This window comes from Halobellus clavatus, from assembly GCF_900107195.1.
In the GTDB taxonomy this organism is placed as follows: Archaea; Halobacteriota; Halobacteria; order Halobacteriales; family Haloferacaceae; genus Haloquadratum; species Haloquadratum clavatum.
Genome location: NZ_FNPB01000008.1, coordinates 1 through 22228, shown reverse-complemented (window position 1 = coordinate 22228; position 22228 = coordinate 1). Strand labels below are relative to the sequence as shown.

The 22228-nt window shown below is 63.6% G+C and carries 22 protein-coding genes and 1 pseudogene; 10 read left to right on the top strand and 13 right to left on the bottom strand.

Annotated elements, in window-relative coordinates; all coding sequences use genetic code 11:
* Nucleotides 1–461: 461 nt before the first annotated feature.
* On the top strand, nt 462–1358 hold the full coding sequence (locus BLU74_RS11895) for an NAD-dependent epimerase/dehydratase family protein (protein WP_089767502.1): 897 nt from the start codon (nt 462–464) through the stop codon (nt 1356–1358).
* Nucleotides 1359–1409: 51 nt separating this feature from the next.
* Here the strand turns inward: BLU74_RS11895 and BLU74_RS11890 are convergent, their stop codons facing one another.
* Together BLU74_RS11890 and BLU74_RS11885 are read right to left on the bottom strand one after the other, a co-directional pair.
* Nucleotides 1410–2186 carry an IclR family transcriptional regulator gene (locus BLU74_RS11890; RefSeq protein ID WP_089767501.1) on the bottom strand — a complete coding sequence of 259 codons (777 nt, stop codon included), beginning with the start codon at nt 2184–2186 and terminating at the stop codon, nt 1410–1412.
* A gap of 153 nt (nt 2187–2339) precedes the next feature.
* Complete coding sequence (locus BLU74_RS11885) at nt 2340–3029, bottom strand: 4-carboxy-4-hydroxy-2-oxoadipate aldolase/oxaloacetate decarboxylase (protein ID WP_089767814.1); 690 nt, start codon at nt 3027–3029, stop codon at nt 2340–2342.
* 88 nt (nt 3030–3117) lie between these two features.
* On the opposite strand from BLU74_RS11885, the gene BLU74_RS11880 reads away from it, so the two are divergent.
* Both BLU74_RS11880 and BLU74_RS11875 read left to right on the top strand, forming a co-directional pair.
* On the top strand, nt 3118–4125 hold the full coding sequence (locus BLU74_RS11880; protein WP_089767500.1) for a 2-hydroxyacid dehydrogenase: 1008 nt from the start codon (nt 3118–3120) through the stop codon (nt 4123–4125).
* Nucleotides 4126–4281: 156 nt separating this feature from the next.
* Nucleotides 4282–5379 (top strand): TRAP transporter substrate-binding protein, encoded by a 1098-nt coding sequence (locus tag BLU74_RS11875; protein ID WP_089767499.1) that lies wholly within the window; start codon nt 4282–4284, stop codon nt 5377–5379.
* A gap of 124 nt (nt 5380–5503) precedes the next feature.
* Here BLU74_RS11875 and BLU74_RS11870 read toward each other — a convergent pair whose 3' ends face one another.
* Complete coding sequence (locus BLU74_RS11870) at nt 5504–5947, bottom strand: universal stress protein (RefSeq protein ID WP_089767498.1); 444 nt, start codon at nt 5945–5947, stop codon at nt 5504–5506.
* A 167-nt stretch (nt 5948–6114) separates the two neighbouring features.
* Here BLU74_RS11870 and BLU74_RS11865 point away from each other — a divergent pair, with 167 nt between their 5' ends.
* Nucleotides 6115–7074 (top strand): AEC family transporter, encoded by a 960-nt coding sequence (locus BLU74_RS11865; protein WP_089767497.1) that lies wholly within the window; start codon nt 6115–6117, stop codon nt 7072–7074.
* Nucleotides 7075–7146: 72 nt separating this feature from the next.
* On the opposite strand, the gene BLU74_RS11860 is transcribed toward BLU74_RS11865, so the two are convergent.
* Nucleotides 7147–8445: a TRAP transporter large permease gene (locus BLU74_RS11860; RefSeq protein ID WP_089767496.1), complete on the bottom strand. Its 1299-nt coding sequence runs from the start codon at nt 8443–8445 to the stop codon at nt 7147–7149.
* Nucleotides 8438–8917 carry a TRAP transporter small permease gene (locus tag BLU74_RS11855; protein ID WP_089767495.1) on the bottom strand — a complete coding sequence of 160 codons (480 nt, stop codon included), beginning with the start codon at nt 8915–8917 and terminating at the stop codon, nt 8438–8440. The genes BLU74_RS11860 and BLU74_RS11855 overlap by 8 nt, the downstream gene beginning before the upstream one ends.
* A 133-nt stretch (nt 8918–9050) precedes the next feature.
* On the opposite strand from BLU74_RS11855, the gene BLU74_RS11850 reads away from it, so the two are divergent.
* Nucleotides 9051–10094, top strand: a complete 1044-nt coding sequence (locus BLU74_RS11850) for a zinc-dependent alcohol dehydrogenase (protein ID WP_089767494.1) — start codon at nt 9051–9053, stop codon at nt 10092–10094.
* 78 nt (nt 10095–10172) lie between these two features.
* On the opposite strand, the gene BLU74_RS11845 is transcribed toward BLU74_RS11850, so the two are convergent.
* Complete coding sequence (locus BLU74_RS11845; RefSeq protein ID WP_089767811.1) at nt 10173–10847, bottom strand: MBL fold metallo-hydrolase; 675 nt, start codon at nt 10845–10847, stop codon at nt 10173–10175.
* 393 nt (nt 10848–11240) lie between these two features.
* Between BLU74_RS11845 and BLU74_RS11840 the strand changes: the two genes are divergently transcribed.
* Complete coding sequence (locus BLU74_RS11840) at nt 11241–11891, top strand: MBL fold metallo-hydrolase (RefSeq protein WP_089767493.1); 651 nt, start codon at nt 11241–11243, stop codon at nt 11889–11891.
* Between the two features lie 356 nt (nt 11892–12247).
* Nucleotides 12248–12898: a type I 3-dehydroquinate dehydratase gene (locus BLU74_RS11835; protein WP_394327873.1), complete on the top strand. Its 651-nt coding sequence runs from the start codon at nt 12248–12250 to the stop codon at nt 12896–12898.
* Nucleotides 12899–12928: 30 nt separating this feature from the next.
* Here the strand turns inward: BLU74_RS11835 and BLU74_RS11830 are convergent, their stop codons facing one another.
* Nucleotides 12929–13453, bottom strand: a complete 525-nt coding sequence (locus BLU74_RS11830; protein WP_089767491.1) for an amino acid-binding protein — start codon at nt 13451–13453, stop codon at nt 12929–12931.
* Nucleotides 13454–13714: 261 nt separating this feature from the next.
* On the opposite strand from BLU74_RS11830, the gene BLU74_RS11825 reads away from it, so the two are divergent.
* On the top strand, nt 13715–15052 hold the full coding sequence (locus BLU74_RS11825; RefSeq protein WP_217635369.1) for a hypothetical protein: 1338 nt from the start codon (nt 13715–13717) through the stop codon (nt 15050–15052).
* A gap of 81 nt (nt 15053–15133) precedes the next feature.
* Here BLU74_RS11825 and BLU74_RS11820 read toward each other — a convergent pair whose 3' ends face one another.
* From BLU74_RS11820 to purB, 5 genes are all read right to left on the bottom strand, one after another.
* Nucleotides 15134–15700 carry a DUF7110 family protein gene (locus tag BLU74_RS11820; protein ID WP_089767490.1) on the bottom strand — a complete coding sequence of 189 codons (567 nt, stop codon included), beginning with the start codon at nt 15698–15700 and terminating at the stop codon, nt 15134–15136.
* Between the two features lie 157 nt (nt 15701–15857).
* Nucleotides 15858–16199: a glutaredoxin family protein gene (locus tag BLU74_RS11815; protein ID WP_089767489.1), complete on the bottom strand. Its 342-nt coding sequence runs from the start codon at nt 16197–16199 to the stop codon at nt 15858–15860.
* A 101-nt stretch (nt 16200–16300) separates the two neighbouring features.
* Nucleotides 16301–16951, bottom strand: coding sequence for a transcriptional regulator GfcR (gene gfcR, locus BLU74_RS11810; protein ID WP_089767488.1), 651 nt, complete (start codon nt 16949–16951; stop codon nt 16301–16303).
* A complete protein-coding gene (locus tag BLU74_RS11805) occupies nt 16938–18014 on the bottom strand; it encodes a glucose 1-dehydrogenase (RefSeq protein ID WP_089767487.1) in 1077 nt (358 codons plus the stop codon). The genes gfcR and BLU74_RS11805 overlap by 14 nt, the downstream gene beginning before the upstream one ends.
* A 60-nt stretch (nt 18015–18074) precedes the next feature.
* A complete protein-coding gene (gene purB / locus BLU74_RS11800) occupies nt 18075–19460 on the bottom strand; it encodes an adenylosuccinate lyase (RefSeq protein ID WP_089767486.1) in 1386 nt (461 codons plus the stop codon).
* Between the two features lie 167 nt (nt 19461–19627).
* On the opposite strand from purB, the gene purH reads away from it, so the two are divergent.
* On the top strand, nt 19628–21217 hold the full coding sequence (gene purH, locus BLU74_RS11795) for a bifunctional phosphoribosylaminoimidazolecarboxamide formyltransferase/IMP cyclohydrolase (protein WP_089767485.1): 1590 nt from the start codon (nt 19628–19630) through the stop codon (nt 21215–21217).
* 196 nt (nt 21218–21413) lie between these two features.
* Here the strand turns inward: purH and BLU74_RS11790 are convergent, their stop codons facing one another.
* On the bottom strand, nt 21414–21851 hold the full coding sequence (locus tag BLU74_RS11790; RefSeq protein ID WP_089767484.1) for a universal stress protein: 438 nt from the start codon (nt 21849–21851) through the stop codon (nt 21414–21416).
* 103 nt (nt 21852–21954) lie between these two features.
* Between BLU74_RS11790 and BLU74_RS11785 the strand changes: the two are divergent.
* A pseudogene (locus BLU74_RS11785) lies at nt 21955–22228 on the top strand (IS6 family transposase); the annotation flags it as partial.

Below are 22228 nucleotides of genomic sequence, written 5' to 3'. Positions count from 1 at the left end.
GAAATTGTTTTGAGCGTCTATTCACCGATATTCTCCTCAAACTGGGGTATTGTGTTATATACGAAATCTTACTATTGAGTATTATCTCATAGTTCTGATAGTACTGGGGTTGGGCGTGCACTATATCGCCGAGGCGGGATCGACGGATCCCACACGAGTCCGAGCTCGCGGCTATCGCACACCTGACCGAGGACTGTCGTTCGCTGGTCGGTACCCCGGGTGAAACGCAGCACCCACCGTGAGTTTTCATCATATTGAAACGCTGTGCGAAGGCCAGTTGCGGTCATCGATGGGGCCTAGATGTTTCGAATAACTTTCGTACACCTGTTATAATTATTGTCGGGCGGCCACCCAGAGTTTCAACGATGGTGGAATCGCCCCGCGGAATCCCGGAGCGAGCTGTGTGGCGTGCCGACAACTGCGTAAATTTAAATAGTAGTATCGTGGATTACCTCTCATAGATGGCAGCCCAGAACGTTCTTGTGACGGGTCCGTTCGGAGAGGCAGGAGAGGCGATCCTGAACCACCTCGCGGACCGAGACGAGTACGAGTTCACGTATCTGAACAGGAGTGACCACCCCGAGTACGAGACGCACGTCGCGGACATCGCCGATTACGAAGCGATCAGACCGGCGTTCGAGGGACAGGACGCCGTCATTCACCTTGCGGCACAGTCCGATGCCGGTGCAGACTTCACAGACATCATCGAACCGAACATCGTCGGGACGTATAACGTGCTCAAAGCGATGGAAGACGCCGGCGTCGAGAAACTCATCTACGCCTCCTCCCAGCGGGTGATGGGGCTCTACGAGGAGGATCACGCGCCGGAGCTCTACGAGGAAGACTATCCGAGTGCGCACGATCCGTTCCGCCTCACCCACGAAACACTCCCGAAGCCAGACGGCTACTACGGTGCCTCGAAGATGTTCGGCGAGCACATCTGTCGGACCCACGCCCGCCGGGCGGGCGCACCCAATCAGGTGTACTCGCTCCGGATCTCGAGCGTTCGAACCGCCGAGTACGACCACCCCTACGGCGACGCCGAGCGCGGCGTCGACCGGGGAACCGAACACGCGGTCGACGACGACGAGGTGTGGGATCAGTCCCAGACTGGATCCTGGGAGCGCGGCAGCGACGAGTACCAGGAGATGGTCCAACGCCTGAAGGCGTCGTGGACGTCCCAGCGCGACTTCGCCCAGCTGCTGGAGTGCTGTCTGGAAGACGAGGACGTCACCTACGACACGTTCTACGCGGTCAGCGGCAACGACGCTCGGTGGTTCGGGATCGAACACGCCAAGGCCGTTCTCGGATACGATCCCCAGGACAACGGCGGGGAGTGGGACAGCCCGCCGGAGTAACGACCGATCAGGGCGCATCCGACGGCCGAACTCCGGCCGGGGTCGGTCTCGTCACTCGAACTGCCGGATTTTCAACTCGATGATGTTCTTCTTGTTCAGCAGTGCGGGCGCGAGTTCGTCTTCGATACGCTCGGTGGTGATTCGGCTCCGCGGGCCGCTGATGGAGATCGCGCCGATGGCTCCGTCGGGGTCGGACGCGATTGCCGTACCGATCGCACAGACCCCCGGGAAGTGCTCGCCGTTGTTGATCGAATAGCCTCGGTCGCGGATGGCCGCCAGTTCGTCGTAGAGGACATCCTCGTCGGTGATCGTCTCGTCAGTCAGTGCCGGCATCCCACGCTGATCGAGGATCTCCGCGACGCGTTCGTCGGGTAGTTCCGCGAGAATCGCCTTCCCCGTCGCCGTCAGATGGAGATAAAAGTGATCGCCCAGCGACGCGTCGTCGTCGATCGAATGGGGGTTCTCCGATTTGTATAGCTGGACCGAGTAGCCACGCTCTTCGACGGTAACGTTCGTGTGCTCGCCGGTCTCGTCGCGCAGTTCGTCGAGTTCGGGCTTCGCCGCCTGATACAGCGCCAGTCCGTCACGGCGCTGCCCGCCCGTCTGGAGGAACTCGAACCCACAGCGGTAGACATCGTCGTCTTTCACGACGTACCCGGTGTCGACGAGCGTCGTGAGGTGAATGTGGGCGGTGCTCACCGCCATCCCGAGGTCGTCGGCCGCCTCAGAGAGCGTCGCGCCGCCTCCACTGCGTAAGTATTCGATAATCTCGAAAGACCGTTCCACGCTCTGTAGCCCGCGAGCGTTCGATTCATCCGGGTTGGCCATACGTACTGCTTCGTGCGGGCCTTCTTAAGCCCTGTGGGGAATTACAACGATATTGAATCGGCCGTGGGCGTTCGCCGCTGGCCGTAGGCCTTCTCAAGCGAAACCGCCCGCCGGGTGGCATCCGGCGTGTGTGGCTGACCAGCGCTGGGAGTCTTACTGGATCGAGTCTTCGGGGCCGACGACGTCTAAGTCCTCGAACAGTTCGTCGTATCCGTTGCGCTCGAAGAGATACGTGCCGTCCTGGATCTCCTCGCGGGTCTCCTCCTCGGACTCGAGTTTCGCGCGTGCGAGTTCGAGGACGTCCTGCGCGTCCTCGCCGGGGACGACCGCAACGCCGTCGTCGTCCCCCACGACAACGTCGCCAGGGTCGACGCTCACGCCGCCGCAGGACACCGTGACGTTCACCGAGCCCGGGTCCTGCTTGAGGGGCCCCTGTGGATTCACGCCCCGGCCGTAGACGGGAAAGTCCATCTCGGCGATCTCCCGGCTGTCGCGGTATCCGCCGTCGATGACGAGCCCCGCGAGGTCGTTGGCCCGACAGGACTCACACATCAGTTCCCCGACGTGGCCGACGCCGGTGTAGCCGTCACAGTCGATGACGAGCACGTCTCCGGGGCTTGCCATCGTGATCGCCTTGTGGATGATGAGGTTGTCTCCGGGCGCGGCCGTGACCGTGACTGCGGTCCCGGCCAGATCGACGCCGTCGGAGGCCGGTGACAGATCGGCGTCCATCGTTCGTCCCACGTTGCCCGTCACGTCGGAGACGATGGTGCTCGGGATCTCCTCGAACGCGGCGACGACGTCGCGGTCCGGTCGCTCGACATCGGGCTCGATCGTGTGCATACGTCCGAAGAGATCGATCGCGCACATTAAGCTACTGATCGACGCTCGACACCAAACGATTTCATCAGCGAACGTCCATCGGAAAGCAATGACAGCCACCCCGACCGTCTACGTGACCCGGAAGGTACCCGAGGCCGGACTCGCACGGCTCCGCGACCGCTACGAGGTGGTCGTCCGAGACGAGAAACTTCCACCGTCGAAGGCACACATCGAGAGACGGCTCGCAGACCTCGACGCCGACGGACTCGTCTGTCTGCTCTCGGATACGATCGACGCCGACGTGCTGGACGCGTCGTCGGACCTCTCCGTCGTGAGCACGTTCTCCGTCGGCTACGACCATATCGATCTGGAAGCGGCAATCGAGCGCGACGTGGCCGTCGGTCACACCCCCGGCGTGCTAACCGAGACGACCGCAGATCTGGCGTGGGCGCTGCTGATGACGTGCGCGTGCCGAACGGTAGAGGGCCACGCGTACGTCGAGGCCGACGAGTGGGAGACGTGGGGGCCGACGCTCCTGACCGGGCCCGACGTCCACGGCGCGACGCTGGGCATCATCGGACTCGGGAACATCGGCACGGCGACCGCCCGACGGGCTGCGGGCTTCGGGATGGCGGTTCGATACAGCGGTCGGTCCCGAAAGCCCGATCGCGAGGCGGAACTCGCCGAAGTCGGGGTCGACGCGACGTACGTCGACCGCGAAGAACTGCTCGCCGAGAGCGATTTCGTATCCCTGCACGTGCCGCTCGTGGAGTCGACCGAGGAGCTGATCGGTGCGTCGGAACTCCGGCAGATGCCGGACGACTCGATCCTCGTCAATACGAGTCGGGGCGGCGTCGTCGACACTGACGCGCTCGACACCGCTCTCGAAGAGGGGTGGATCGCCCGCGCCGGACTGGACGTGACCGACCCGGAACCGCTCCCCGGTGACCACCCGCTGCTCCGACACGCACCGTCGCGGTTGGTCGTGACGCCACACATCGGGAGTGCGAGCATCGGAACGCGGGACCGGATGGCCGAGATGGTCGCCGCGTGCACCGAGGCCGGAATCGAGGGCGAACCGCTGCCGCACTCGGCCAGACAGGACGCCGGGCTGTGATCAGGGTGGCTGCGTCGATCGGACCGAGAGCAAAGATAGCCGAGGGGGGGTTGAGGCGACCACAGACACGGAACGGTTCGTGAGTACCGGAGATAGTCGGAGTATCAGAGACAATTAACACAATCTTTATTATTGATTAGTGATTCGCGTACCAGTATGGCTCGTGATTCGAAGCCAACCACACGGCGGAGTGTATTGAAAAAGGGCGGCATCGCGGTCGGTGTCGGAATGGGACTCGCCGGCTGTTCCGGAAACGGCGGCGGTGGCGGCGGTGAGGATACCGACAGCGGGAGCACCGACAGTGGTGCCACTACGACCACCGAGAGCAGCGCTGAAGAGGTCGAAATCACCTTCGCGACCACGCAGCCACCCGAGAACGTTTCGGTCCAGGCGGCCCAGGAACATTTCATCGACGTGATCGAAACGGAGACCGACGGACGCATCACGGTGAATCTTGAGGCGGCGACGCTCGGTGGGACCGAAGACAACCTCGACGCGCTCGAGGCCGGGACCGTCGACATCCTCCACGAGAGCCCCACGGCGCTGTCCCAGCGCTTCGCCTCGGAGTACTCCTTCGCGGGCGACCCGTTCGTCATCGAGGATATGGAGCACTACCGCGCGGTGAACGAGGAGTTCCTGAAGCCCGAGGACGGACTGAACGGCATCCTACTGGAAAACGGTATCCGACTCGGCGACGCGTTCTACGTCGGAAACCGGTGTTTCACCAGCAACACGCCCGTCACGAGCCCCGAAGATGTGCAGGGACTCAAACTCCGCCTGCCGCAGTACGAGACGTGGACGTCGGTGTGGGACGAGATCGGTGCCGACGTCACGCCGGTCGCCTACGACGAACTCTACTCCGCACTCCAGACCGGCGTCGTCGACGCCTCCGAGGGGCCGATTTCGCAGTTCCTGGCCGTGAGTCTCTACGAAGTCCAGTCGCACTTCAGCGTCACGAACCACCTTCTGGACACGAAACACTTCCTCTACAACGAGGAGTTCTACCAGGGGCTGAGCGACGATGACGTCGAACTCATCACGTCGACAGCCGCCGACGCGGTCCAGGGGATGACCGAGGACATCAAGTCCCGTGAGGAAGAGCTCTACGCGCAGGCCGAAGAGGAGGGGACGACAGTGGTTCCGGCCGAGGACGTCGACCGTGGGGCGTTCGTCGAGGCCGGCCAGCCCGCACTCGAAGAACTGTCCGAGTCCAACTGGGCAGTCAACATCAACGACGTGCAGGACCTGGCCTAGGCCAGCGCATCGATTCCTTCTGTCGGTCTTCGCGGATCGGCGGCTGTGGTGGCAGTTCCGACTCCGAGTCCGGCGACCCGACAGCCCACTGAGGGCTGTATACGGAGGCCGACTACCGCACAGCCTACTCAGCGGAGCGGGCGCGCAACGAGACGACGGGACAATTCGCCGATAACAGAACCGACTGCGCAACACTGCCGAAGAGGATCTTCCCGGTCTGACTCCGTTGTTGCGGACTGACGACGATGTATCGAGCCTCGTGTTCGTCAGCGTAGGAGACGATTTCGCCGGCCGGATCGCCGATCCGTCCGGCGACGGTGGGTTCCGCGTCCGTGGGATGGTCCTCGACCACCGCTGCGGCGACGTTTGCGGCCCGGGCACGGAGATCGTCCACGGGGATGGCCTCGTCAGTCTGGGTGAGGCTGTCCTCTTCGACCTGGATCGCTTCCGATCGGTTCATCACGTGCAGAACGTGGATCGGTTCGTCGAACGCGGCCGCCAGCGCGTCGGCCTCGCTGAGGACGGCACCAGCCTGCTCGGATTCGTCCACTGCTGCTAGGATAACCATACTGGCACTTCTGACTCACCCGTGTTATATTTTTAGTATAGTCCCGTCGCCGGGGTAGGACTGCTGTAGGGGCCGCCGGACGCAGACGAGCGGGGGCCACCGGACGGAGACGAGCGGGGGCCGTCGGACCGACAGGGATTTTATTTCGGCTGTCAGAAACCCGGTGTATGTCCTCCGCGCTCGGGACCATTGTGTCCGCTATCGTCCCGATTCTGTTGATTCTCACCGCCGGGTTCCTGTTGAACCGCATACGAGGGATCGATCCCGGCCCGCTGAACACGCTTTCGCTGTTCGTGTTGACCCCCGCGCTCGTGATTCACAGCATCGCGCTCACCGACCTCGAAACCGGTGCGTTGGTGAAAATAACTGTCGGCGTCGGCGCGTTTCTCGCGGGCGTGCTCGCGGTGAGTTGGCTCTACGGAGTGCTCACGGGAAAGGAGGGCGCGGTCCTGAACGGCTTCCTGTTGGTCACGGCGTTCGGAAACGCCGGCGCGCTGGGGATCCCACTGGCCGACTTCGCGTACGGGGACGTCGGACGGCAGGTCGCGGTGCTCTTCGCCGCGGTCCACGGGGCGCTGGTGTTCACGCTCGGACTGTTCATCGCGCTGGGTTCCGGAGACGACGGCGGCGACGTCGTCACGAAGCGCGTGTTCCGCTACCCGCTGGTGTATGCGGTTGCCCTCACGGTCCTCGCTCGGGTCGGGGGTGTCGTCCCGGAGGCTGGCTCACCGCTGATGGAGACGCTGGGACTCGTTGGCGAGGCGTCGATTCCGGTGATGCTCCTGGTGCTGGGAGTGCAACTGTCGGAGACGGAGTACTACGGAGCGCTCTCGATGACGGTGATCCCGACGCTGTTCCGGTTCGTCGTCTCCCCGCTCGTCGGGCTCGCCGTCGCCCTGACGCTGGGGTTTCAGGAGCCGGTGGTGGGGCGGGTGTTCGTCCTCCTGACCGCGATGCCCGCGGCCGTGGCCCCGGTCATCTTCGTCGGCGAAGTCGCGGGTGACACCACCGTCGGTGGCGTGACCCTTCCGGAGTTCGTTTCGGCCACGGTATTCGTGACCACGCTCGCGTCCATTCCGTTGCTCGGCGTCGTCATCACGCTGCTCCAGACCGGAGTGCTCATTTGATCGGGGCAGAGTGGGTGAACGGGGACACGACGGGCGTCGAGAATCCGATCCTGAAGACGCGCTGTCGGCCGCTCAGAGCAGGCCGAACGCTTCGGGGAGTGCGAGCGAGAGCTCCGGATAGAGGATGACGAGGAGGAGGACGACGAGCAGCGGGAGGTAGTAGGGCAGCATCGATCGCATCACCTCGTCGAGTGACTCGTTCGTCACCCGTTCGAGCACGAAGAGGATGAGTCCGAACGGCGGCGTGATGAGCCCGTACATCAACGTCACGACCATCACGATGCCGAAGTGAATCGGATCGATCCCCAGTTCGGGGTACAGCGGGACCAGCATCGGGACCATAATCAAGAGCACTGCCATCCCTTCCATAAACGTCCCCAGCACGAGCAGCACGAGAGCGAGGAGCAGCATCGTGACCGCGGTACTCGCCCCGAGGCCGGTGACGATGTTCCCGATGAGATCCGGGATGCCGGCGAGCGTCAGCCAGTACGCATAGAGGTTCGCGAAGCCGAAGATCACGACGATGCTGGCGGTGTCCTCGAAGGTCTCCTTGCTCACTTCGTAGAGATCCTGCAGCGTGATCGAGCGGTAGTAGAAGAACCCGAGCAGGATCGCGTACACGACCGCGACGAGCGCTGCTTCGGTGGCCGTGAACACGCCGAAGAGAATCCCCCCGATAATGATGAGCGGAGCCATCAGCCCTGGTACCGCCTTGAGGAAGGACTCGAACAGACTGGAGAGGTCATACGAGCCCGCACTCGGCCAGTCCTGCGTCCGAGCCAGATAATAGACTGTCCCGGCCATCGCCAGCGCCATCAGTACCCCGGGGACGACGCCGGCGATGAACAGCGTCCCGATGGATTCCTGGGCCAACACGGCGTAGACGACGATCGGAATGCTGGGTGGGATGATCGGGCCGATGATCGAGGACGCCCCCGTGATGCCGACGGCGTCTTCGCCCTCGTACCCGTTTGTGGTCATCGCCTCGTACTCGACGCTCCCGATGCCGGCGGCGTCAGCGACGGCCGAGCCACTCATTCCTGAGAAGATCAGGCTCACGACGACGTTCACCTGCGCGAGTCCGCCGCGGACCGGGCCCACGAGTTCGGTGGCGAAATTGAACATATCGTCGGTAATCCCGGTGATGTTCATAATCCGGCCCGCCATAAGGAAGAACGGGACGGCCAACAGCACCCAGGAGTTCATCCCCGACCAGAACCGCTGGGTGATGACGATGAAGTTCAGATCCGGACCGATCGGCAGGAGCATAATCGAGATCACCGTCAGCGCCAGCGAGTAGGCCGCGGGGACGCCGATCCCGTAGAGAAGAAAGAGAATGCCGATGAACGCCGCGAGCAAGAGCTCAGACATCGGACCCTCCGAGAACCGCTTCGAGACGACGCTTCGTGTCACTGAGGACGACGACGAACAGCACCGCGGCGGCGACACCGAAGAACAGGTAGCCCCACGCGATTTTGAACCAACTGACCGTCGGGAGCGTGGTGTCGCCGGACGTCACGTAGGCGAGGGAGGCCGACCAGACGAGCACGATCGAGAGCCCGCTCATCAGGACGTTCCTGATCAGCAGGAACCGGTCGGTCTGCGACGTGACCCGTCGGAGGACCGGCAGGAACGAGATGTCTGCGTCCCGCTTGAACAGATACGGAATCGCGAGAATCGTCATCAACGCGAGCATCGTCCTGGCGACCTCGTACGTCCAGTACAGTTCGATCGAGAAGTCCACGTATCGGTTCAGTACCTGGATAACGCCGATGACCAGCATCGCGTTGAGCAGGAAGACGCCGAGTGCGACGGTGGCCGTATCGTACCAGTCCGATGCCATAGCGGGTGAAAAACCATCAACGATCATAAACGCTTTGAATATCGACGGAGACGCCGCCGGCAATTGCGGCTATCGCATCGATCGATCCCACCGAGTACGAAAGATTATAATATGTGAATCGAGTCCTACTCGTATGCGCGGACTAGCGAAGACCGGGCGCGAGTCCGGACACGTAGAACTCGTCGACAGGGAGCGCCCAGCCCCTGCATCGGACGAAGTCCTGATCGAAGTCGACTACGCTGGCCTCTGCGGGAGCGACGCCGGCATCTACGAGTTCAAATCGGCGTTCGAACGGATGGACCTACCCACGATCATCGGCCACGAGTACACGGGTCGCGTCGTGGAAGTCGGCGCCGAGGTCACTCAGTTCGCGCCCGGTGATCAGGTCGTCGAGCGTCCCGTCCGCGGCTGTGGCGAGTGCTACCAGTGTCAGTCCGGACTGGAAAACCTGTGTCAGAACATCGAGCTAATCGGCATCGACCGCGACGGTGCGTACGCGGGGTACACGGTCGCGCCTGCAGACGCTGTCCAGTCCGTTCCGAACGGCGTCGATCCACGGCACGCCGCACTGGCCGAACCCACTGCGGTCTGTACCCGGGCAGTCATCGAAAACTCTCGCGTCGGCGCGGGCGATCGGGTCCTCGTCGCCGGTCCGGGACCGATCGGCCTGCTCACCGCACAGGTCGCACGTGCCCAGGGGGCGAAGGTCGCTGTCGCCGGAATCGACGCCGACACCCGGTATCGACTCCCGCTCGCCGAGGACCTCGGGTTCGAGACGATCAACGTCGAAACCGCTGCGCTCGAAGCGTCTCGCGAGACCTTCACCGGCGACGTCGGGTACGACGTGGTGTTCGACACGACCGGTCACCCCTCGGGGCTCCCGATGGCCGTCGACGAGGTCCGCAAGGGAGGCCAGATCGTCCTCGTCGGGCAGGCCGGTGACACGACCGTTTCGACTACTCCGCTGGTCCGCGCCGAGATCGACCTCCAGTGCTCCTACAGCGCGCTGTATCAGGACTTCGACCGCGCGTTCAAACTGATGGCCTCCGGCGACGTCGACCACGCGACGTTCCTCGACGATCGGTTCAGTCTGCTCGACGCCGAGTCCGCATTCGAGTCCTTCCTCGACGGCGAGACCTGCAAGCCCGTGTTCGACGTCTCCGTACTTCGCGGCTGAGGGCTGCCTCAGACAACGCGTGTGCGTCCGGTCGAGTGAATCAGAGCAGAGAGAACGAGACGCGACAGCCTGTGACGCTCAGTCGGTCCGCGGGTCCCACTCGTTCCACTCGCGCTCGACGAGGAAGGCGTCGAGTTTCTCCTTCGGATCCTCGAAGACGTGAGAGCCGTGGAAGACCAGGAGAGTGTCGAAGTCGTGACCAAGCAGGTTGTAGAGGTTGAGTTCGGCAGCTTCGTGGTCCGCATTGAACAGCGCCGGTGGCGGAAGCAGGTAGCCGGCGGGCAGTCCACCGCGGTCGGAGCCGTCCAGCACGTCACCGGAGATGAGGATGTCTCGATCCGCCAGCAGGAGGGCGGAGGTGGCTTCGGTGTGGCCGGAGACCTGGATGACCCGGATGTTCCCCGCGAGGACGTCGCCGTCCTCGTAGGCCACGTCTGGTTCAACGTCGATGCCCGCTTCCTCGAGGTGCTCGTAGAGTTTCGACTCGTCGGCCGGCATCGCCAGTTCGGGGTCGAAGGCGTCGACCACGTGGGAGAGGCCGCCGTGATGTCCGTGATCCCCGTGCGTCAGGATGACGCGATCCACACGCCCGTATTCTGATTCGAGAATGTCGACGAGTTCCGCACCGTTTTCGTCGAACGCCGTATCGACGAGCGTGACCGCCCCCTCGCGCGGCATATCTTCGAGGACGAACACCCGGACGTGCTCGAACTGAATCTGGTCGATTCCGTCGACGACGGTACTGACAGTCATCGTGCCTCGCGTTCTCTCGTTCTCGTACATAATTCTGTTGCTCTTGACCCTCACAGGGCAGGACCGCCGGGGGCGACCCCGCGCACTCCCTGTGAAGGAGGATTCACCCCGCCTGTGAAGATTTTCAACATCGTTGGAAAACATTCCCACGAGCGGGCGGTCGTACAGGCAGATAACAGCCGTACAATCGTTATGTATCCCGTACAGTCGGGCAGTAGCGTTCCACTATCGTTGAAATCACAGCGCACGGGTGACCGAGGAGCAGTTCGATCCGGGCCACGAGATCGAGCGGCCCGGGAGCGGGCTGGCCCGCCCGTCGGTCGGCGGCGACTCCCGAGAATCGAGAGCCGACATACTCATTTATGTATTATCAGCGGCGATCCTAAGGTGACGATGTCGATCAACAGTCCCATCGAGAGTGTGGACACCGTCCAGTTGGAACACGTGCGTGTCTTCGTACTCGAAGACCGGCCCACCGGTACGGTCACCGTCATCGACGCCGGGTTCCCCGACGACGGCGAAGACCTGGCGGCGACGCTCAAATCGGAGTACGGCGGGGTCGACCGTCTCATCGTCTCTCACGGCGACGAGGGACACTTCGGGGGCGTCCCCGCGCTGATGGAAGCGTTCGATCCGGAACTGCTCGTTCCCGGCGGGTCGCGCGGGTTCTACGACGCGCTGGACTACAACGCGGACGATCACTTCGGCGACGGCGACGTACTGCCGGGTGGTATCCGCGTCGTTCGAATACCCGGGCACACGGTCGCAAACAGTAGTTTTCTGCTCGAAGGGGAGTCGACCCTCATTGCCTGCGACTCACTGGAGGGATCGGATCGACGTGGGTTACCCGCGGGCCACCTCGTGCCGCCCGCTGCACAGTTCAACGATTACAGCCACGCCGCGGCCGAGCGGAATCTGGGGAAACTGTTCGAACACGACATCGAGACGGTGTTGGTGAGCCACGGGAGTCACGTGGTCGAAGACCCCCTGGAGAAACTCGACGACTGGCTGCTCAACAGGGAGTGGGACCTTACTTACGAGTGAACCAGTCGTCCCAATTTCGCCGATATTCTTTTTCTGAGTGTATATAATATTCTAAATATATTTAGTATTGAATACGTAGAAGTCGTTTTTCAAAGTAATTTTAGACCGATTGGGTCTTAAATTCTTTTATACTTATCCGGAAGATAGTCTAAAATATATGAATTATTATAATACTCAAATGGGCCGGTCGAGATCGAGCGTCCCTGAGCCCAGGGCGACACCGATGAGCAAATTTATAAACAAACGGATGCTACCGAGTGACAATGAAAATCGAGGACTTCGCTCTCGCGGCCACCACAAACGATCTCACACGCGAGGCGGACGTCCGGGGGAAGGCGGACATCGTCGAATTCCGGATGGACAAGGCCGAGGACCCGATCGAACAACTCGAAGCGTACGACGGCGAACTTCCGATCATCGCGACGAACCGGAATCAGTGGTTCGGCGGCAAGGCCCGAGATCAGGGACGGCTCGACACGCTCTTCGCAGCGTCACGGTTCGAGGACGTCGCGTACGTCGACATCGAACTGGAAACCGCGCGGGCGAAGGAGTGGATCTTAGACGAGTTCCGGGAGAACGATGTCCGGCTGATCATCTCACATCACGATTTCGAGTCGACCCCCGAGCAGGACGTTCTCACAGCGATCATCGACCAGTGTGCGAGTTACGGCGAGATCGCCAAGGTCGCAGTCTACCCAGAGGACCTCTCGGACACGCTGACGCTCCTGACGGCTCTCCGCGAGGCGACCGAAGACGGGATCAGCGCTGCGGGTATCGCGATGGGTGAGACCGGCAGCCACACGCGCGTCATCGGGCACATTTACGGCTCGAAGCTCGGCTACGCCCCGCTCCTCGACGACGACAGCGAGTACGCGCCCGGGCAGATCCCCCTCGGCAAGCTCAGGGCGCTCGTCGAGTCGACCCGGATCGACGGGGCGAACCTCGAACGGATCGAGGCGGTCGAGGACGACGTGGCCGTCCCCTCGGAACTGGGCCTCCCGAACTGATCGGGCGGCGCAGTCCGCGGAAGTCCGTTGTTAGGCCGGTTTGAGCGGTTCGACGAGTCGGAGATCCTTCTCCGAAGCGATCGATCGGAGTTTCCCCAAGACGTCGTCGGTCGCACCCCGCTCGGCCGCGATGCGGATTCGGGCGCTGGAGACATCGCTCGTCCCGTCTGGCGCGGCCAGCGAGAGATCCGTGACGCTCGCGTTCGCGGACTCTTGAATCCGTGACAGCGTGTTCGAGAGGTCGGTGTCGATGACGTGGCCCGAGAGAATGACCGTGAGCCCCTCGCTGTAGCGCTCGGTGCCCGCCTGGATGACGTTGATACCGGCGTCGCGCAGGTCGTCGATGATCCGCTCGAAGCGTTCCGGCGTCGCCTCGACGTCGACTTCGACGGGAATGTGGCCGCGCGGCGTGACGTTCCCACGCTCGTGAAAGATCGAGAGGAGGTTCCCGCCGTTGTCCGCGATCGGCCGGAGTGAGCGGAGGAGTTCGCCGGGTTCGTCGATCAGTTCCAGTCGGAGTGTGTACGCCCGGACCTCGGTCTGTGTGTCGCTCATCGGGAGTCCACCTCAGTCGGCGTGCGAATCATCTTCGTGTGTCACCCACCACCGGCGGCGAAATAAGTATACTGCCGGGGGCGGGACGGTCCAGCGGTCGACGGTCCGGTTGGGATTGAGTCAGCGTCGAAAGGGCGGTAAGGCAAAGCACGGCAAAATAACAGCAGCCACGACAAGGCACAGCAAAGTAAGTCACCCCCGTCGCGCTCGCACCTCTTTCATAAAGTATTATGCTGGTCTTCCCGATTGTGTGATTGCGATATGTCAGACCGTACCTTGGCCGACGTACTGGAGTCTGCGGAGAGCGAGGTCGACCTGCTGCGCGACCTCGGACTCGGGAACTTCACCAACGTCCCTGACGAGTACACAAATTGGATCGAAGAACAGCGCGCGTGGCAGGAGGGCGTCGCGCTCGCGGATCAGTCGTACCATATGACCGACCTCCGGATCACCGGCCGGGAGGCCATCGATCTCTACAGTGACTACGCGGTCAACGACTTCAGCCAGTTCGACGTCGGGCAAGCCAAACAGCTCGTCGTCGCCAATCCGGACGGCTACCTCATCGGCGACGCCATTCTCTTCCGGGAGGCCGAGGACCAGTTCCTCAGCGTCGGTGCAGCAGCCGCACACAACTGGCTGGACTACCAGGCGGCGACCGGAGCGTACGACATCGACGTCGAGATGCAGCCTCGTCCGGCCGCGACCGGTGACGATCCGAACAACTTCCGGTATCAGGTCCAGGGCCCCGACGCTGTCGACGTGATGGCCGAGGCGGTCGACGGCGACCTCCCCGACCTGGGCTTCTTCCGGTTCGGAGAGATCTCGATCGACGGCGTCGACGCCTACCTGCTGCGTCACGGGATGGCGGGCGAGGCCGGCTTCGAGTTCTGGGGCGATTACGACGACGCCGACACGGTGAAAGGAGCGATCCTCGACGCCGGCGAGGACCACGACATCCGCCGCCTCGGCGGGAAGAGTTACCAGAGCGCCAACGTCGTGCTCGGGTGGCTGCCGCTCCCGCTCCCCGCGATCTACAGCGGCGGGGAGATGCAGGACTTCCGAGAGTGGCTCTCGGTCCGCCGGGGACTCATCTCCATCGGTGGGAGCTACGACTCCGACGACGTCGAAGACTACTACGTCACGCCGATCGAGGTCGGCTACGACCACATTATCGACTTCGATCACGACTTCGTCGGCAAGGCGGCCCTGCAGGCCGAGATGGACGACCCCGAGCGCAAGAAGGTCACGCTCGTGTGGGACGACGAGGACGTCGTGGACGTGTTCGCGTCGCTATTCCGCGAGGGTGCGTCGCACAAATTCATGAATATGCCGGCGCCCCGCTCGTCGGCGTGTCACTACGACGAGGTCACGAAAGACGGCGAACACGTCGGCGTCTCGAAGTGGATGAGTTACATCTACAACCACCGAGAGATGCTGTCGCTCGCGCTCGTCGACACCGAATACGCCGAGCCCGGGACCGAGGTCACGCTCACCTGGGGCGAGGCCGACGGCTCCGGTAACGACAGCGTCGAGCGCCACGTCGAGAAGGAGATCAGTGCGACCGTCGCGAAGGCCCCGTACAAGCAGGATCGGCGCTGAAAGACCGGCGAGGCGCGCACAGCGGCCTCTCGATGCGTGTCACGCAGCGAGGGAGTCGCGCTCCGACCGTCGCCGACGGAATCAGTCCGAGATGAACTTGTTGTCGCGCCAGTTGACGCCGTTCGAGCCGTTTTCGCTCTTCGAGGGGTTCTCGACGACTTCGATGCTCGCCGGGCGCTCCTCGCCCTCGACGATCCGGTGGGCGTGGAGTTCGTCGTCGACTTCGGTGATCGCGGTGAGCGTCCCCTTCTCTGCGAGCAGCGCGATCTCGCGCAGGACGAGGAACATCGGATACTGCAGCGCCGTGTTCTGAAGCACGGTCTCGCGGTCGCCTTTGAAACAGGCGAACTCGACCAGTTCGGACGGGATCTCTTCTTCTTCTTCCTCCCAGCGCGGCGCGCCCGCCCGCGGTGGTTCTTCCTCGTAGACGCGATTCTCCGTGATGCTGGCCTTCAACTGAGCGGTCGGCGTGTACTTGCTGAGGTTGTCCTCCGCGGCGACGGCCTTGAGAATGAGCGTGTTGTTTCGACGGGTCACCTCGACGTCGTTGACCTCGGGGGGCAGGTCCGGGTCACCGTTCAGGTACTCTTCGACATCTTCGAGGGGCAGTTCCAGTGTCGAGTGAAGTCGGTATACGCGGCCTGACATAGTTAATCTGGGGTTGGATGGTAGCCGTACGAGACGGAACGACGCGACGTCGGTACCTGTGTGGTGGTACGGGCCGGGGGCTTATAGGGTCTCTGCATTTCTCGGGTGACAGCGACTGGCATACGTGTGCCAGTTGTTCACAACCAACGAGAACGGGTTACGCGCCGAGCGTCTCTTCGAGTTCGTCGCGTTCGTCGAGTTCGGCGAGGATGTCGCTCCCGCCGACGAACTCCCCTTCGACGTACGTCTGCGGAATCGTCTCCCAGCCGCTGTGGGCCTCGAGCGCGTTTCGGTACTGATCCAGCGCGGGGAGGACGTCGATGGTCTCGAACTCCTCGACGTACTGCGAGATGAGTTCGACCGCGCGCTGAGAGTAGCCGCACTGCGGCATCAGGCGGTTCCCCTTCATGAACAGCACCACGTCGTTGGACTCGATGGCGTCGTCGACCCGTTCGCGGACCTCGTCGTCGCTCAGATCGGATTCGGGCTGAAACGTCATACGCCTTCGTATGCGACGGGCGAACAAAGGGGTTGCGTCGGCGCGGCGAGCGAAATCGGTGCTGGAACGGAGAGTGGACGCCCGACCCAAACGAACGGTCGTTACTCCTCGCCGACGCGGACGACGTCGATCAGCGAGTACACCGGGACGCCCTCGATGGCGTCGATTCCCTGCTTGTCGACGATCACGACGCAGGCAACGGGGTCGCCGCCCTCCTCGCGGATGGACTCGATCGTCTCGCGCATCGTCGTCCCGGAGGTGACGATGTCGTCGACGACGTAACACTCCCGGTCGCGGATCTGCGCGAAGTTCCGCGAGAACGAGCCGCCGAGTTCCTCAATGTCGCCGTCGTCCCACTGGTGTTTCGCCGGGGCGTACGAGCCCAGATCAGTGTCCAGTTCGTTCGCGACGACCGTCGCCAGCGGCGCGCCTGCTTTCTCGACGCCGATCGTGAGATCGACCGCCTCACCCTCTTTCGACAGGAGATCGGCCATCGCCCGGGCCACCTGGGTGAGTCGGGCGGAGTCCCGCCCGACCGCACTCCAGTCGACGTGGATGTCGTGCGGACCGCCGTCCTCGGCGTCCGGCGTCGCGGTCGGTTCTGGATCGTCGTAGCCCATCGAGCCGCTGCGTTCGACCAGCCAGCTGGCCGTCTCCCGGGAGACGTTCAGCTCGTCGGCGATTTCGCCCTTCGAGAGCCCCCGTTCTGCGAGCTCCGCCGCGCTGGCGATGAGGTCGTCAACGTTCTTCATATGCACTGAATTGCACGGCTGTTTTTATAGTGGTGTCGTCGTCGTCGAAGGCGGCCTCGAACTGGGAAACGTCGTACACGCCGGTGACCAGTTCGTCGAAGAGCCACTCGGGGAACGCGCCCAGGGCGTCCGCCGCGGCCTCGAAATGCCGGACGTTCGAGTTCACGCTGCCGACGAGCGCCTTGTTGTGCAGGACCAGGTCCCGGTGGAGGCTCCCGCCGTCGACCTCGAACTCCCACGGCTCTGGGACGCCCAACAGCGCGCCGACGCCGTTGGGTGCGAGCGCCGCGACGGTGTCGAGCGCGTGTTTGGCGGAGCCCGTCGCCTCGAAGACGAGATCCATCGACTCGTACGCTGCCGGTATCTCGGCGACGGGGGTCTCGCGCGAATCGATGTAGGTCGCGCCGAGTTCTTCGATGATGTCGATCGTCGGGTCCGGGCGGTCCCGGCGTCCGAGACAGTAGAGTCGATCGTACTCGTGCCGCTCTCGCAGGTACGCGAGGGTGAGCAGGCCGAGGCTGCCGTTGCCGAGAACGACGGCGGACTCGGGGTCCCACTCGAACGACGAACGGGAGGCGTACGCGAGTTCGAGCGCCTTATCAGCGATCGAGAGCGGTTCGACGAGGAATCCCAGGCCGGCGAGCGAGGGCGGCACCGAGACGAGATACTCCCCGGGGCTGGTGAAGTATTCGGCCATATAGCCGTCTGCCCCCTCGATGCCGCGTTCGTAGTACGCACCGGAGGGGGCCATATCCGGCTCGCCGCGCTCGAAGTACTCGTTTGACTCCCCGGGCGGCCGACGGACCGTGGGGGCGACGACGTCGCCGGGCGAAAAGTGGGTGTCGCCGGCCTGTTCGACGACACCGACCGCCTCGTGTCCGAGAATCAGGCGGTCCGAGTCCGGAGGGAATCCTCCGTGGTGTCCGGCGATGACCTCCCCGTCGGTCCCGTCGACGCCGACGCGGAGCGTGCGGACGAGCGCCTCCTCGGGCCCCGGTGTCGGCCGCTCGACGTCCACGACGGCCGGGCCGTCACCCCCGCGCTCGACAGCGATGGCTTTCATACACTACCGTCTCGTCGGGAGTGCTAAAAGATTTATTCTATGGTGAGTTAAGAATCCGTCTCAGTGGTCCTCGGCGAGTTCGGCCGCGACGCCGAGGTAGTCGGCGGGCGCGAGTGCTCGGAGTTCCGCGCGGACGGACTCGTCGACGTCCAGCTCGTCGAAGAGGTCACGGAAGTCCGCGAGCGTCACGTCGCGGCCGCGGGTGAGTTCCTTGACGCGTTCGTACGCCTCGGTATCTCCCTCGCGACGGAGGATCGTCTGAACCGCCTCGCCGATCAACTCGGGGTGGGCGTCGAGTTCCTCACGCATCACGGACTCGTTGGGAACGACCTTGTCCAGGCCCGTCTCGGTCTTGCCGTAACCGATGAGACAGTGCGCGAACGCCGCGCCGATGTTTCGCTTCACCGTCGAGTCCGAGAGGTCGCGCTGGAGCCGCGAGGTCGTGATGTAGTCCGCGAGGAATGTGAGGTCGGAGTTTGCCTTCGAGAGGTTCCCTTCGCTGTTCTCGAAGTCGATCGGGTTCACCTTGTGCGGCATCGTCGACGACCCGGTCTCGCCGGCCGCGGCCTCCTGTCCGAGGTAGCGATCCGACACGTAGAGCCAGATGTCGCGGTCGAGATCGAGGAGGACGTTGTTGACGCCCCGAAGCGCGTCGAACAGCGCCGCGAGGTCGTCGCAGGGGTTGACCTGCGTCGTGAGTCCGGTGTGATCGAGTCCGAGGTCGGTGACGAACGACCGCGAGAAACCCCGCCAGTCGACGTCGGGGTAGGCGGCGACGTGCGCCGCGTAGGTGCCCGAGGCCCCCGCGAGTTTGCCCGAGAGACTGGTCGCCGCGTCGACGACGCGACCCGTCGCGGTGCCCAATCGGGCGGCGTAGACCGCCATCTCCTTCCCGAACGTCGTCGGGGTCGCGGGCTGTCCGTGGGTTCGTGCGAGCATCGGTGTGTCGCCGTGCTCGTGTGCGAGCGCTTCGAGTTCGTCGCGGACGGCCGTGATCGCCGGGACGAGCACGTCCTCGACGGCGGGCTTGACGAGCAGGCGGTGTGCGAGGTTGTTCACGTCCTCGGAGGTGAGTCCGAAGTGGATCCACGGATGGACGTGATCGTCGGTCTCGGTGCGGAGGAAGTACTCGACGGCCTTCACGTCGTGGTTGGTCGCGCTGTAACCCGCAGCGCCCTCCGTCTCCAGGCGTTTGATGAGTCGTGCGTCGTCGCCGTCAAAGTGCTCGACGACCGAGCGGAGGGCTCGGCGCGCGTCGTCCGAGAGCGACAGCGACGTCGCATCGAGATCGGACAGCGCGAGGAGATACTCGACTTCGACCCGGAGTCGGGCCCGCATCAGGGCCGCCTCGCTGGCGTACGGGACGAGGGATTCGGTTCGACCCGCGTACCGTCCATCGAGCGGCGAAACGGCCGCGAGCGGGTCGGAACGGGAGAGATCCTGCATACGCCCATCGTCCCCGTGCGCTGAAAAAAGCGTGTCGATGAGTATCCCATTCCCGTGCATAGATTTGCGCGGTACGACCCGGTATCTAGCCCTCGCTATCCGCAATTGTGTATAGACGGCTCGGTGAGACCACAACTGACTTACTATCTGCGCGAGGGGCCTCCAGTATGACCAAGATTGCCGGCCTGGCGAGCAATCGCGGACGGAACCTCCGACACATCGACGAGCGGCAGCCCGGCGGCGCGGAACTCGGCGTCGTCCTCGCAAACCACGAGGATGCGCCGATTCTCGACGCCGCGACCGAGCGCGGCATCCCCACAGAAGTCGTCGAACGGGACGACGACGAGTCCCGCGAGTCACACGAACGTCGCGTTCTCGACGCGCTGTCGAGTTACGATTTCGATCTCGTTTGTCTGGACGGCTATATGCGAATCCTCACCGGGACGTTCCTGGACGCGACGCCGACGACGCTCAACGTCCACCCGTCGCTCCTCCCGTCGTTTCCCGGCAACGACGCCCACGAGCAGGTACTCGACGCTGGCGTGAGCGTGACCGGGTGCACCGTCCACGTCGTGACCGAGGCGGTCGACGCCGGTCCGATCGTCACCCAGGAATCGGTTCCGGTGTACGCCGACGACGACGTGGAGTCGCTGAAGTCGCGCGTACTCTACGACGCCGAGTTCACCGCGTACCCACGCGCAGTCCGCTGGTTCGCCGAGGGAGCCCTCGAGGTCACCGAAGCCGACGGTGCCCTGTCGGTATCGATCGACGGCGACGACGGCGGTGACTTTCCCGAGCGTCGTCTGCTCTCGAACGACCGGACGGCGTCACTCCGCTACGGCGAGAATCCGCACCAGGACGCCGCCGTGTACGCCGATGCGGCCGCGACGGAGGCGAGCGTCGTCGATGCGCCGCAGCTGAACGAGGGCGCGAAGGGGCTCTCGTACAACAACTACAACGACGCCGACGCCGCGCTGGAACTGGTGAAGGAGTTCGACGAGCCCGCGACGGCGGTGATCAAACACACGAACCCTGCGGGCTGTGCGACCGCAGAGACGCTCGCGGACGCCTACGTCGACGCCCTCTCGACGGACCCGATGAGCGCGTTCGGGGGCATCGTCGCGCTGAACCGCGAGTGCGACGCCGAGACTGCCGGGGAGATCGTCGACTCGTTCAAGGAGGTCGTGGTCGCGCCGGGGTACACCGAGGCAGCACTCGATGTGCTCTGTGAGAAGGACGACCTCCGCGTCCTCGACGTGGGTCCCCTCGACGAACGGACCGATCGCATCACCGAGAAGCCGCTGGTCGGCGGTCGACTCGTCCAGGAACGCGATCTCTGGGCGCCCGGTCCGGAAGACCTCGAGGTCGTCACCGAGACCGAGCCCACCGACGAACAACTGGAGACGATGCGCTTCGCGTGGAAGGTGCTCAAACACGTCAAATCCAACGGTATCGTCCTCGCGGACGGGACCGAAACCGTCGGCGTCGGGATGGGGCAGGTCTCCCGCGTCGACGCCGTCCGACTGGCCGCGATGAAGGCCGACGAGCACGCCGAGGGGAAGGGGCCCGACGGAACGGTGATGGCCTCCGACGCGTTCTTCCCGTTCCCCGACGGCGTCGAGGAAGCGGCCGAATCCGGCGTCGAAGCCGTCATCCAACCCGGCGGTTCCGTCAACGACGAGGACGTCATCGCCGCCTGCGACGAGCGCGGGATGCCGATGGTGTTCACTGGACGGCGGTGCTTCAGACACGACTGAGCGAGACGAGAGAGCGTCTGCAGTCGGGGGTGGCGAACAGTCGGCACCGGCTGTCGGCGTCGCCGCCGACTACCCGCGCCGGTGTGCCGAGCAACCGCAGCACGACGCGGGGGAGCAGTCACGTCACAGGGCGTCTGGCCCCGTCTTCGGAGATAAACCTACGGCGACGAGCCCGGCCGACGCACGCGGCCGTACGTCACTCCCCGCTCATCCGAACGACCAGGATCGGGATGTCGGTATTCTCGACGACGCGTTCGGTGACGCTTCCGAGGTTCTGGAGCTTATCGCGGCCTGAGCGCCCGTGCGTCCCCATCACGATGAGATCGACCGCAGACTCCTCGGCGTAGTCCAGAATGGCTCGATACGGGGTGCCGTCACGGACGATCGTCTCGGAGTCGACCCCCGCGTCGTCGGCGGCGGTCGCGACGCGTTCGACCGCGTCGTGTGCGTCTTCCTCGAGGGATGTCCTCAACTCGGACTTCTGGTCTTCACCGGCCGCCAGGTAGAGCCGTCGGTCGACCACCGAGAGGGCGTGAATCGTCGCGTCGCGCGTGGCCGCGATGTCGAGCGCGTGATCGAGCGCCTCTCGCGTTCCCTCGCTCCCGTCGGTCGGCACGAGTACGTGATCGTACATCTCACCGGTACTTCGTCCGGTGGGGTCTTGAACGGTACCCCGATTCGAGGAGTCGTGTTTAGTTAAGGATGAAGAGTGAGGCGGAGTGATTTCTTGGTGATCTATGCCAGAAATCGCCCGCCTCACCGGATGTACAGACTGGATTGATTTGGACTTTGTGGAGCGTCAGCGGACACCCGAGCGTGCGATGAAGCTCGGTATTCAGTTGCAGTTAGCGGGGCTGTCGCTCCGGAATACCGTCCCGGTTCTCGAAGAGTGGGGTGTCGAGCGCTCGCCGAAAGCGATCCACGATTGGGTGCAGAAAGCCGATCTACAGCCCACAGAGGGTCGAAGCCCGAATCACGTTGCTCTTGACGAGACTGTGATTCGAATCGATG